General features: G+C 33.9%; 10 protein-coding genes and 1 pseudogene. All 11 read right to left on the bottom strand.

Going from position 1 to position 13,962, the window contains the following annotated elements; translation table 11 throughout:
* Positions 1–18 precede the first annotated feature (18 nt).
* Positions 19–1,599: a sulfatase-like hydrolase/transferase gene (locus tag EC396_RS02920; RefSeq protein ID WP_129365207.1), complete on the bottom strand. Its 1,581-nt coding sequence runs from the start codon at positions 1,597–1,599 to the stop codon at positions 19–21.
* A complete protein-coding gene (locus tag EC396_RS02915; RefSeq protein ID WP_129365206.1) occupies positions 1,599–2,702 on the bottom strand; it encodes a family 43 glycosylhydrolase in 1,104 nt (367 codons plus the stop codon). The genes EC396_RS02920 and EC396_RS02915 overlap by 1 nt, the downstream gene beginning before the upstream one ends.
* 262 nt (positions 2,703–2,964) lie before the next feature.
* Complete coding sequence (locus EC396_RS02910) at positions 2,965–4,578, bottom strand: sulfatase (protein ID WP_129365205.1); 1,614 nt, start codon at positions 4,576–4,578, stop codon at positions 2,965–2,967.
* A 9-nt stretch (positions 4,579–4,587) separates the two neighbouring features.
* Positions 4,588–5,604, bottom strand: coding sequence for a hypothetical protein (locus EC396_RS02905; RefSeq protein ID WP_129365204.1), 1,017 nt, complete (start codon positions 5,602–5,604; stop codon positions 4,588–4,590).
* A gap of 9 nt (positions 5,605–5,613) precedes the next feature.
* Entirely contained in the window at positions 5,614–7,074 is a 1,461-nt protein-coding gene (locus EC396_RS02900) for a glycoside hydrolase family 27 protein (protein ID WP_129365203.1), read from the bottom strand.
* A 114-nt stretch (positions 7,075–7,188) separates the two neighbouring features.
* On the bottom strand, positions 7,189–8,694 hold the full coding sequence (araA, locus tag EC396_RS02895) for an L-arabinose isomerase (RefSeq protein ID WP_129365202.1): 1,506 nt from the start codon (positions 8,692–8,694) through the stop codon (positions 7,189–7,191).
* Between the two features lie 12 nt (positions 8,695–8,706).
* A complete protein-coding gene (locus EC396_RS02890; RefSeq protein ID WP_129365201.1) occupies positions 8,707–10,329 on the bottom strand; it encodes a sodium:solute symporter in 1,623 nt (540 codons plus the stop codon).
* Positions 10,330–10,353: 24 nt separating this feature from the next.
* Positions 10,354–11,055 carry an L-ribulose-5-phosphate 4-epimerase gene (locus EC396_RS02885; RefSeq protein WP_129365200.1) on the bottom strand — a complete coding sequence of 234 codons (702 nt, stop codon included), beginning with the start codon at positions 11,053–11,055 and terminating at the stop codon, positions 10,354–10,356.
* 1 nt (position 11,056) lies between these two features.
* Complete coding sequence (locus EC396_RS02880) at positions 11,057–12,736, bottom strand: ribulokinase (RefSeq protein WP_129365199.1); 1,680 nt, start codon at positions 12,734–12,736, stop codon at positions 11,057–11,059.
* Between the two features lie 10 nt (positions 12,737–12,746).
* Positions 12,747–13,403: a fructose-6-phosphate aldolase gene (fsa, locus tag EC396_RS02875; RefSeq protein WP_129365198.1), complete on the bottom strand. Its 657-nt coding sequence runs from the start codon at positions 13,401–13,403 to the stop codon at positions 12,747–12,749.
* Between the two features lie 12 nt (positions 13,404–13,415).
* A pseudogene (locus tag EC396_RS02870) lies at positions 13,416–13,962 on the bottom strand (transketolase); the annotation flags it as partial.

The following is a 13,962-nucleotide window of genomic DNA, read 5'->3' as shown; positions in this document are numbered from 1 at the left end:
TGTTTATTTATTAGATAATTACTTGCTTTTTTCCCAAGGCATAAGCTCCATTTTATTTGGTCTATATTTTTTAATTTCTTGACCTGTTTCTTTTGCTTTCTTGACTTTATTTTTAAAAATTTCTTGTGTATCTCCTGGATTCCAATACCATTCACTTGGAATATGCTCTGAGTCCATCAATTGTTTTAATTCTTCAACTTTTTTAGGATATACGGATGCGTAATTAAATTTTATTTCTTGATCTTCTTCAATTAAATACAACTCAACTTCTTTATTTGGATGCTCTCTATAGGCAAACCAAGGTCCTTGACGAATGGCCTGTTCATTTTGCTTGTAGAAATACATAAAACGATTTGAAGGGATTGCATTTTTATCTCCTGCCATTAAAGGCAATAAATTAAATCCATCTAATTTTTCATCAAGAGGATATTGTACAACCGATGCAAAAGTTGGAAATAAATCTACCAGCCAAACAGGCTCACTTATAATTTTAGCTTCATTTTGATGTGGCATCCGTATAAAAAAAGGAATACGCATTCCGCCTTCAAACACACCAAATTTACCTCCTTTAAATGGTCCTTTATTTGCTAAATCTTTATCGTCTAACCAAACACGTTCACCTGATTTTACTGTTTTAGGACTGTGCATGGAATATCCATTATCTGATGCAAAGACAATCATTGTATTATCATAAATACCTTCTTCTTTTAATTTATCAATTATTTTACCTACTGAAATATCTAAACGTTGTACCATTGCGCCCCATTCGCGAGCATAAATATCCACATCATTTCTATCCTTCAACTGTCTGAAATCATCAACAATTGTAGGGCCGTGAGGCAAATTAGTAGTGAAATACAAAAGAAAAGGATTGTTTTTATTGGTAGTTATAAATTCTGATGCTTTTTTATCAAATAAGTCTGGTGCATAGGCTGCCTTTTCCATGTCCATATAAATCAATTTCCCATCTTCATTATAATGCTTCTCAAATTTTGAATTGTCGCCATATTCATTTTTTGAATACATCTGTTCTATATCAAATGAATCGTTTTGGGGATAATAAATTTCTTTATTGTTTTCATACAAAACCAACGGAAAATAAGAATGCGCTTCATAATGTGTTAAAAAACCAAAATGATAATCAAACCCTTGTTTTAATGGATTTCCTGAGGTATCGCTATAGCCTAAACCCCATTTTCCAACAACACCAGTTTTATAACCCGCTTGTTGCAACATTTTAGCAAATGTATTGGTGTTTTCAGGTAGTGGTTCAAAACCACGCGCACTACTATTTAAACGAATAACCTGATGACCAACATGTTTACCTGTTAATAAAGTTCCTCTTGAAGGCGCACACTCTGGAGCGCCTGCGTAAGCTTGTGTAAAACGGATAGATTGCTCTATTAAACCATCAATTCTAGGTGTTGTATAATTCTTTTGACCATAAGCACTGATATCTCTAAAACTTAAATCGTCTGAAAAAATAAATACGATATTTGGTTTAGATAAATCTTTGGGAATAGAAGTCTCTTTTGGGGCTTTTTTACAACTTACAATACTTAAAAAAGCTAAAATTAATATGAAAAGTTTTTTTATCATTATTCATTAAAATTTTGAATTTCTTCTTTCCCTGGAAAAGCATAATCAGCATCTTTCACAATTACTTTTACATCACCATTTACCATTTTAAATTCAATAGGAACTAAAGTTAATCCTTGTTTATTAATTGTGTAAGCGGTATCACTTAAGTCTAAATTCTTAGCTTCTTCACCTGTTAAAGCAGGTTTATTGGCATTGTAAAAAGCTGTACACCACCAGTTGCCATTTTTATCTTTAAATGGCGTCCCATGACCTAAAAAACGACCAGCAAATTTTCTTTCATTGTAAGGTCCTGTAATTTTATCTGCAGTTGCGTAATATAAATTATAGGTTCCATGGCGCATTTTATCTGTACTCCACGCAGTTCCAAACAGCACGTACTTATTTTTGAATTTCACAATATACGCACCCTCATGACCCATTTTTCTATCTGAAGGCCCAATATTTATTGATTCTCCATCAAAGCCACTAAAATCTTTTTTTAAAGGCGTTACTTGAGCTATTTTATCTACTAACCAAGGTTGATCACCATCCATAAAAATAGTTGGATCATGATGACTTCCAAAATCCGTTCCAAATGGCTCTAAAAATGGTCCTTTCAAATCTGCTCCTTCAGTTAACATTAAGTTTGCAGCACCTTGATTAGATGTGTATAAAACCACCCATTTACCATTTATAAAATGACTTTCAGGTGCCCAAATCATCGCTTCTTTCACGTCGTGTTTATTTTCTGGAGAAACAGCTCTTGCTTCCATTTTTTTCCCCCATTCTGATTGACTAGTATTCCAAATTACCCCTAACGATTCCCAAGTAACTAAATCAATACTTCTAAATACTTCTATTCCGCCTTTTGGCTTTTGCAATCCTAAATTGCTATTTTGTCGCGTACACGACAAGTAATAATAGCCGTCAGGAGCCAATTCGATAAATGGATCACGCATCCAAACATCTTCCATTAAATAAACTGTTTTATGATGCGCTTTAATTGCTTCAACGTTTGAAATTATAGAATTTGTTTTTAATACCGTATTATTACCATTTTGACTTTTACAACCAAAAAAAGTTCCTATAAGCAACGCCTGAATAAGGATAAGTCTTCTCATTTATTATTAAATAATTTAAGTTTTTATTTTGATTAAATCATCTAAGCTTATTGCTCATTTTTTTTCAACAACGCTTGCCAATAAAATCACAATCAAAAATAGTTATTGTACAATGAAGGTTTATTCTGTTTTGAACATGAAAATTGCTCATTTATCCTAAAAAAGAGAATTTATGAACTAAGAAGATTTTTTTTATTTTAACAACAAATTAGATATCAGAAAACAAAAAAACTAAATCACTGACTTTTAGCAGTTATCGAAGTTAATCAATCTTCCTTACAACAGGTTCTAAATTTTCACCATCATTGCTAATAAAAGTAGGTTCATAATCGTTAGGATCTGCCCATTTTAAATTATCAACCTCTCCATTCATATAGTTTTCGTAGTAATTTCTATATTGAGTAAAAGGAAATTTCTCGTATAAATGTCCGTAACCTTGCATTCTTAAATCATCTTGTGAAATTAGTTTTTGAACCATTAAATACTCCAATTCTATAAGTTGTTTGCTATAGTTTTTATCTGAAGCCAAATTATTCAAGCAATATGGATCTTTTACTATATCATACAATTCTGTAGTAGGACGTTTTCCAAAACTTAACATCCAATACTTTGTGTCAATGCCACTCCTTCTTAAATTTATTAACAACGATTTTGTTGGACTTTTATCAACGTTTAAATAACCTGTTTCAGGATTTCCCGCTGGCCATCTATCCGTTTCATAATTGCGTAGAAACAACAAATTATCTTTATAAATTCCGCGAATTGGATAACCTTCATCATTAGGTCGCCCGTGGTCGTGACGTTCTTTTCCAACCAACACAAAATTGCGATCTTTATCTATTTGCCCTGATTGGGTTGAATTAAAGATGTTTACTAAACTTTTTCCCGGACTTGGATACATACCCGATTGTTGCCAGTTAATACCCGCAATTTCTAATAAAGTTGGCGCAATATCAATAAAACTAACATAGTCATCAACACTTCTATTTGGATTTAAAATTTTTCCTTTCCACATTATAGCCATTGGCACATGGTTTGATGTTTCATATTGGTTTCCTTTTACTCGTGGAAATGGCATTCCGTGGTCGGAAGTATAAATTATAATGGTATTTTCTAATTGTTTTTTTTGAATTAATTCTTCGAGAATCTTTGTTACATGCGAATCGGCATATTCCAATTCCATAGCATAATCTAATAAGTCATTACGTACAGTTGAAGAATCTGGATAATATTTTGGAACTTCTTTAATCATTTCCAGCTTTTTACCACCTTTTTTAACACCCGATTGGTATTCATAAGCACGATGTGGCTCGTTAAAACCAACCCAAAAACTCCAAGGTGTTTTTGTAGGCACTTCAGATAAAAACGTTTTAAAATTACCGCTATAATCGTTCACTGAGATTTCAGTTGTAGGCGATTTCAACTTTTTAGTATCAAACGATTTTCCGGTTAAATTTCTTTCTTCACCAGTAGCTGTAAGTGCAATACCTGGCGACCAACCTTTACCTGTACAGCCTGTAAAATAACCGTTCTCACCTAAAACTTCAGGAAATGTTTTAAATTTTGAAGGAAAATATATAAAATGATTTGCAACAGCATCTAATTGCCATGAGTTTCTACCTGTTAAAATACTAGCTCTTGAAGGTGCACATTTTGCATTAGGCGTATAAGCTCTATTAAATAAAATACCTTCACTTGCTAATTTATCAAATGCTGGTGTATTTACATACGAACTTCCATAAGCACTCATATCTAAACCAGCATCATCTAACATAATAATTAAAATGTTAGGCTGTTTTTGATTTGATTTTTGAACTTGTCCAAAACTTGAAAAGCCTATTAAACCAAGAACTAAAATGCCAATTACTTTTTTCATAATACTATATTATTTACAATCGTAATGATTTGTATGTTCTAATGAATTACAAATAGTTAAATTATTTGTGCCAGAATTACGTCTATCTGTATATTTTTTAACGTTTATTTTTGCATTGGTAATGTTTCCATTTAATGTCATGGTATCTTCCCACAAACTAACCATCACCGCATTGGGGTTTTCAATTTCTAGTCCATCAATATTGATAGTTACGTCATATTTACCCGTTCTTCCTGAAATAACTGCATTGTCTGAACTCCACCTTCCTGAATTCCCAATTACTTTTAAATTTTTAAATGTACACACAGCTCCGTTGGAATAATTTCCCCAACCCAATTGAATAGGGACGGAATTATCAACCATATTTATAGTGCAGTTGGTAACCGTATAGTTAAAATAAGCTTTAAAAACATCGTCTCCACTTTCAAAATAGCAATCGTCAACAGTTGAACCGTTTCCTCCACAAAAACCATCACTATGATTGTGGTGACCTCCACGATTGTCAATAAAATCGACACTTTTTACGTGAACAACTGGACCAAAACCTCTTACAAAATAAGAAAACGGATTTAGAATTGTTAAATTTTGAATGGTTAATACACCGCTGCTATTGTCAAATTGCGAATAATACCACTCTTTTAAATCTTGTTTTCCTGGATTGTTTTTATCTGTCCACGTTTGTAAATCTGTACCAAACACCACTGATGTTTTTCTATCTTCACCTGCTATAAAAATATCTGAACTTGTATGAAAAGCTCCTGTAACTGTTACATTTTTACCAATTATAATTTTTTTAACATCTTTTGGCACCACCCAAAAATGATTTTTTTGATCGTTAGCTAAATCTTGACCAATACCTGTTTTATTTTTAAAAAAAATGGTTCCAGTAGATTCAAAACGAACAGTCTTTGTTTTATTGTTCCATTTTAATTTACCCGAATAACTCGATTTCAGTTCAGCAACTGTTTGCGACCAACCGTATGAAATTCCTAAAAGGAATAAAACAATACAACTTATTTTTTTCATAATATCTAATTACTTTTTAATCATTTTAAATGTTTTTACTCCGTGTGCAGGAATTTGCGTAGCTGTGAATTCTTCAGAAAAAACACCCATATTCTCTTTTGACCACAAATCAACAATTTCATAAGTTCCATCCCAATATTCCCAATGAAAGTAAAATTGTAAATCTCTGGGCTGTTCACCTAAATTAAAAAAAGCTATATACTTCTCGTTTCCATCTTTAGACTCTGCCAACCAAATTCTATCTTCTCTCCCCATTCCTTCGTATACAAAATTGGCAGCTTGTCTATTCCCTGTACTTGTCTGGTTGATATGGATTAAATTTTTATTAGAAATCATTTCAAAATCTTCTGAATTGCTTGAAAGTGGATCACCACCCCAAATCAAAGGTGATTTAGCAAAACACCAAAGTGTTATCAATGTTTTTTGTTCTTCTTTATTTAATCTTGAAAAATGTTGTGTTTTATCACCACTTTCTTCTTGTAAAGGATAATCGGTTAAACATAAATTTCCGATAGGAATCATATCTAAATCTGGATAAGTACCTCTATTAATTAAAGGTTGCCAAGCATAGGCCAAATCGAACATATGTGCTACTTTTTCCCATTTATCCCAAAAATCTATGGAAATACGATACATATTAGCATTAGCCTCAAGATGATTTGAATAACTAACAAAAGTTTCACCACAAGATAAACTCAACACCATTGGGCGACCCGAGTTATCAATAGCTTTGCGAATCAATTCAATTTCTTTTGAATGGTACGTTGGTGCCGAAATATCATCAACCTTAACAAAATCTACTCCCCATTCAGCATACAATTCAAATAAAGAATTGTAATATTCTTGAGCTCCGGGTTTAAATGGGTCAACGCCATACATATTATTATTCCACTTGCAAGTATCTTGTAATTTTGCAATGTCTTTAGCAAAATATTTTGTGTTTTTAATAGGTGTATTTTGAATGACTGCTTGGCGCGCAATACCACGCATAATATGAATTCCGAATTTCATTTTTTTACTATGAACATAATCTCCAATAGCTTTAAATCCAACTCCATTGGCAGCAGAAGGAAATCTGTTTTCTGAAGGTAACAATCGTCCAAATTCATCCATTGTAAGTGTTGGTGTTAAATTGCCTTCAGAATCTTTAGATTGCTTTACAGGAAAGGTTGTCCAATTGTCAGGATTCCAACCTTCTGGCCCAGGATTGAACCAACAAAAATCGATTGTAGCCAAATCATAGCCAACTGGCAATAATTTTTTTTCTAAAGTATCTACAGCTTGTAAAAATTGTTTTTCGGTAACTGCGCCGTGATAAGCATCATAACTATTCCAGCCCATAGGTGGCGTTGTTGCCCACGATTTGAAGTTTGATATATCTTCAACATTAACAACTTTATTCGCTTCTTTTTTACAAGAAACTAAGCCAATTAAAAAAACGACAATTACAATTTTACAAAACTGTTTCATAATTACTTATTTTATATACTTTATAAAAAAACAATAACTATCCAATTAAAACTTAAGACACAACTACGCATTTCATTTTAATCGAATAGTTATTTAACAAACTACACTTGATATTTAAAACCCTTTATTTATTGCATAAGCTGCATCATTCCAAAGTAATTCTTGTTTGAAACGATATAAATCAGTTTTTTCATCAATCAATAAATATTCAATATCCATCATTTCAGCAAAATCTTGCATTTGCTCAGCTGATATATTTTGGCTATAACCTGTATGGTGTGCACCACCCGCTAAAATCCAAGCTGATGCTGCTGTTTTCAAATCTGGTTTTGCATCCCAAAGTACACGAGCAACAGGAAGTTTAGGCATGTCGTTTTCAATTTCTAATGCCTCAACTTTGTTTACCAACAACCTAAAACGATTACCCATATCAACTACTGAAGCATTTAAAGCGCTACCGGCACCTGCGTTAAATACCAAGCGTGCAGGATCTTCTTTTCCTCCAATTCCTAATGGATGTACCTCAACTTTTACTTCACCTTTAGCTATTGATGGGCAAACCTCAAGCATATGCGACCCTAATACAGCCGTGTTTTTTGGATCAAAATGATAGGTATAATCTTCCATAAAACTATTCCCACCTTCTAGTCCAGCACCCATAACTTTCATTGTACGAACTAAAGCTGCAGTTTTCCAATCACCTTCACCACCATAACCAAAGCCACTATCCATTAATCTTTGAGTTGCAATACCTGGCAATTGTTTCATTCCATGTAAATTCTCAAATGTATTGGTAAAGGCCGTAAAACCACCATCGGTTAAAAATGCTCTTAGCCCTATTTCAATTTGAGCTGAATCTCTTAACGAAAAGTGCTTTTCAGCACCAACAACAATGTCTTTTGCTAAGGTATAAGTATCTGCATATTCCTTAATTAAAGCATCTACTTCTTTATCTGTAACTTGGTCTATGAATTTAGTTAAATCACCCAATCCAAATCCATTTACTTCATATCCAAATTTGATTTGCGCAGAAACTTTATTCCCTTCAGTCACAGCAACTTGACGCATATTATCACCTAAACGCGCAACTTTCATTTTTTTAGAATCTGCTACTGCAACAGCTACTCTGCACCAACTGTCAACTTGTTTTATTACATCGGTATTTTCCCAATGACCAACCACAACTTTACGATTTATACGCATTCTTGAAGCAATAAACCCAAATTCACGTCCACCATGAGCCGACTGATTTAAGTTCATAAAATCCATATCAATAGTTCCCCAAGGAATATCTCTATTAAACTGCGTATGCAAGTGTAAAAATGGTTTAGCCAAAGCCTGTAAACCTGCAATCCACATTTTTGCTGGAGAAAAAGTATGCATCCAAGTAATTAAACCAATACAAGCATCATTGTTATTTGCTTCCTTACAAACTTGGTGAATTTCATCAGCAGTTTTCACTACTGGTTTAAATACAACACTCACAGATATTGCTGCATTATTATTGTATTCTTTAGCTATTTGCTGAGAATGTTCAGCAACTTGTCTTAAGGTTTCTGGACCGTATAAATGTTGACTTCCAGTTACAAACCAAACTTCATATTTTTTTAAATCTATCATTTTATATTTGTTTTAAGCTTCACCCGTAAATGAAACCATGATTATTATTACTAATACTACTACCAATACTGAAGCTGCAATATCTTTCCAGTCGTAACTATTTTTATTTGCTGCTTTTTGTTCTTCTGTAATGGTTCCAAATGTTAATCCTGCCAATTGTTCTTCTGAAGGTTTTTCAGTTAATAAACTAACCAATACAGCCACACAACAGCACATTAAGAAAAAGTATACTCCGAATGTTAGGAAGTTAATACTACCAAATGTGTGAATAAATGTTCCTGGAACCAAACTATCTTTCGATAATTCTAATATAATTCGAATAGTTGCAACGACTAAACCAAATACCAATGTTGAAATAGCTCCTTTTGAATTGATTCTTTTAAAGAAGATTCCTAACAAGAAAACCGCAGTAATTGGAGGGGCAATATATGCTTGTACACTTTGCAAATATTCATATAAAACTCCTGAAATATTTTGCATAATAGGAATCCATAAAATACCAGCAATCACTACAATTATTGTTGCAATTCTTCCTACTCTTAATAGTTTTTTTTCTGGAGCATCAGGTTTCAATTTCTTATAAATATCAACTGTAAACAATGTTGAACAAGAATTAAATACCGAAGCTAAAGAACTCATTAATGCAGCCAATAAACCTGCAGCTACTAAACCTCTTAATCCTGAAGGTAATAAGTTGGTCATTAATACTGGAAACGCTTGATCTGGAGTATCCCAGTGAAGTTCGCCTTTCATTTTTAAAGCTAAAGCCACTACACCTGGAATTAAGAATAAGAAAACCGGCATTAGCTTTAGTAAACCACCAAAAATAGCACCTCTTCTACCTTCTTTTACATTTTTAGCAGTTAACGTACGTTGAACAATATACTGATCTGTACACCAATACCAAATACCAACAATTGAACTGGTTATAAATAAACTTGGCCAAGGAAAATCTGGATCAGTTGCTGGTCGCCACATATTAAAATAATCTGGACCAACAGTTTCTGTTAAACCATTCCAGCCACCTACAGCATCCAACCCTAAATAGGTTAAAGTTCCTGCTCCAATAATTAATATAACAGACTGTAACGTTTCAGTATAAACCACTGCTTTCATCCCACCAAAAATGGTATAAACTCCTGTTAAAATTACCGTTGCTAAAGCACCTGTCCAAAAATCAATTCCTAATAATGCGGCAACAACAATACCACCTGCATAAATAGTTACTGAAATTTTTGTTAATACATATGCTGCTAAAGAAAACACAGATAAAAACCATCTAGACTTTGAATCAAAACGTTTTTCTAAAAATTCGGGCATTGTAAAAACACCACTTCGAGCATAAAAGGGTAGAAAAATCCAACCGAGCATTAGTACTATCCAAGCTTGAACTTCATAAATAAGCAAAGGCATTTTATTATCTGCTCCTGCTCCTGCTAAACCAACTACGTGCTCCGACCCAATGTTTGACGCAAAAATAGATGCTCCAACAACAAACCACCCAATATTTCTACCTGCTAAAAAATAGTCTTCCGTGTTTTTTGTTTTTTGAAGAATAACCCACAAGGCAACACCTCCTAAAACCAGAAAGTAAATACCAATTACAATCCAATCAATATAATCTAAACTCTTCATAAAATTATTGTTTATTATTTATTATTAGTTTTGACCATAGTAAGAATCCTTACCATGCTTACGTTCATAGTGTTTTTTTATCAATGAGTCTTTCAATCGCGGTGCATTTGGATTGATTTGCAGTGTTAAATACGCCATTTGAGCGACAGTTTCTAAAACTTTGCTGTTATAAACAGCTTTTGCAGCATCTTTACCCCAAGTAAAAGGCCCGTGATTTCCTATTAAAATCATTTCAACCTCTTTGTGCGAAATATTTTTATCTTTAAAACAGTCTAATATTTGAATACCCGTATTGTGCTCATAATTTCCTTTTATGAGTTCATCGCTCATTGGCGGCGCACAAGGAATATCAGCCGTTAAATGATCGGCATGTGTGGTTCCGAAAATTGGAATATCCAATTGAGACTGCGCCCAAGACACAGAATACATAGCGTGTGTATGTGCAATTCCACCAATATCATCCCAGTTTTTATACAAATAAGCGTGTGTTTTTGTGTCGGAAGATGGTCTCATAGTCCCTTCAATAATATTGTTATCAAAATCTACAATAACAATATCTTCAGGCTTTAATTCTTCATAAGCTACACCACTTGGTTTTATAGCGAAAACACCATTTTCTCTATCTACTGCACTTACGTTTCCAAAAGTATAAATCACCAATCCTAGTGCATTTAACTCCATATTGGCTTCATAACATTCCTGTTTTAATGCTTTATATTTACTCATCTTATAAGTTTTTCATAATATGTTTTTCAATAGTAACACCTAAACTGATGTAACGTTTATATACTTCTTGGTAAGCTGAAACGTTCTCTGGTTTTGGCTCATAAACCTTTTCAAAAGGACTTCCCATAGCATCCATAGCTGCCTCAGTATTTTCATAAATAGTTGCTGCTACAGCACCAAAAATGGCTGCTCCTAAGGCACACGCTTGTTCTGATTTTACCACTTTAATAGGCATATTTAATACGTCGGACATCATTTGCATAATAAATGGTGATTTTTGAGCGATCCCTCCAATGGCTATAACTCCTTTAATTGGAATGCCTTCACTTATAAATCTATCAGCAATTGTTTTTGCTCCAAAACAAGAAGCTTCAACCAATGCTCTAAAAACTTTTGGTGCTGTACTCCCTAAATTGATTCCTGAAATAACTCCTTTCAAGTTTTGATTGGCATCAGGAGTTCTTCTTCCATTCATCCAATCCAACGCTAATTCTCCTGAAGCTCCAATTGGTTCTTTTGCGGCTGCTTCATTTAACTTTGGTAGTATATTTCCAATGGCTTCATCAATTAATTTTGCTTTTGTTGCCTCATCTAACAAATCGCTTTGCCCTATAATTTCTTTTATTGGCCAAGACAACAAACGCTCATACCAGGCATAAATATCTCCAAAAGCCGATTGCCCAGCTTCTAACCCTAACATTCCTGGCACTACTGAACCATCTACTTGTCCACAAATTCCTTTTACTAAATGCTCGGTTTCTTGCTTTGGAGCTACCAAAATATCACAGGTTGAAGTTCCCATAACTTTGGTTAAATAATAAGGCTCAATGTTTACTCCAACTGCTCCCATATGGCAATCAAAAGCACCAACTGCAACTTGTACAGAAGTTGATAAACCTAAGCGATTTGCCCATTCTTGAGTTAGAGTTCCTGCCGATATATCAGAAGTATATGTTTCTGAAAATAATCTATCTGTTAAACCATCTAGCATTGGATCTAAGGCTACAAAAAATTCATTTGGAGGCAATCCACCAAAAGACTCATGCCATAATGCTTTATGACCTGCAGCACAACGACTACGTTTCATATCTTCAACATTGGTTCCTCCTGTTAATAAAAACGGAATCCAATCGCAGTGCTCAACCCAAGAATAAGCAGCATCCAGCACTTGTTTATCAGCCCTTGAAACATGTAAAATTTTTGACCAAAACCATTCCGAAGAATAAATACCACCTTCATATTTTGAATAATCAATAGCCCATTTACTACATAAATCATTTATTTCATCGGCTTCTTTAATTCCAGTATGGTCTTTCCATAAAACAAACATGGCATTTGGGTTTTCTTCAAAACCCGGTAATAATGCTAATGGAGTTCCTGCCTTATCAACTGCAACTGGTGTTGAACCTGTTGTGTCTATACCAATTCCAACAATGTTATTTTTAACACTTTCATCTACTTGTGATAACACTGATTTTATGGTATTCTCAACACCTTCTATGTAGTCTAATGGATGTTGTCTAAATTTATTTTTTGAAGGTTCACAATATTTTCCCTGCTTCCAACGTGCATAATAATGGACTGAAGTTGCTAGCTCTTCACCTGTACCAACATTTACAAGTAATGCACGCACAGAGTCCGATCCAAAATCTAATCCAATAGTATATTTATTAGTACTCATAGTTGACTTTTTATTGGTTTCCTTTACTATAATCAGCTAAAAATTGTGCTAAACCACTATCTGTTAATGGGTGTTTTAACAATCCTGTAATTGAACTTAATGGTCCTGTCATTACATCACTTCCAATTTTTGCACAATTAATTACGTGCATAGTGTTACGAACTGAAGCCGATAATATTTGCGTTTCAAATCCGTAGTTGTCGTAAATCTGTCTGATTTCTGAAATTAAATGCAATCCATCTGTTGAAATATCATCCAAACGTCCTAAGAATGGAGAAACATAAGTCGCTCCTGCTTTTGCAGCTAACAATGCTTGTCCGGCTGAAAATACCAAAGTTACATTGGTTCTAATTCCTTTGTCTGAAAAGTATTTACACGCTTTTACGCCGTCTGCAATCATTGGTAATTTTACCACAATTTGAGGATGTAAAGCGGCCAATTCTTCACCTTGCTGAACCATACCTTCAAAATCTGTTGCAATAACTTCTGCTGAAACATCTCCATCTACAGCATTACAGATATCTAAGTAATGTTGTAAAATATTTTCGGCTCCTGTAATTCCTTCTTTTGCCATTAATGATGGGTTTGTGGTAACGCCATCTAAAACACCTAAGGCTTGTGCTTCTTTAATTTGCTCTAAATTTGCTGTATCTATAAAAAATTTCATCTTCCTATTTTGTTATTTTAATAATTCTGTAACTTGGTTAAACACGTTTTCGCCTGTAAATCCGAATTTCTCATCCAATACGGTGGCTGGTGCTGAGTATCCAAAATGATCTAAACCAAATACTTTTCCGTTGTTTCCAACCAAGCCTTCTAAGTTTACAGGTAAACCTGCTGTTAAACCAAATGCTGGTTTGTTTGATGGAATGATACTTTCTTGGTATGCTTTTGATTGCAATCTGAAAATTCCTTCTGAAGGAACTGATACGACTTTTGCTTTTATGTTTGCTCTTTCTTGAAGTAATTGTGCTCCTTCAATTAAAGTTGCTACTTCTGATCCGTTTGCGATTAAAACTACAGCTGGATTTTCTGCTTCTATAACAGTATAACCACCCTTTTCTGCTGCTAATGCTTCTTTGTATCTTGAAGTTGCTGCTGGAAGGTCTTTTATTCCTTGACGAGATAAAATAAGTCCTGTTGGTGTTTTATCATTTTCCATTGCCATTTTCCAAGCTACATTGGTTTCTGCTGAATCTGCAGGGCGCAATGCCATAAAACAAGGA

The sequence above is a fragment of the Lutibacter sp. HS1-25 genome (genome assembly GCF_004121075.1).
Lineage (GTDB): Bacteria > Bacteroidota > Bacteroidia > Flavobacteriales > Flavobacteriaceae > Lutibacter.
This window is presented reverse-complemented; position numbering and strand designations above follow the sequence as displayed.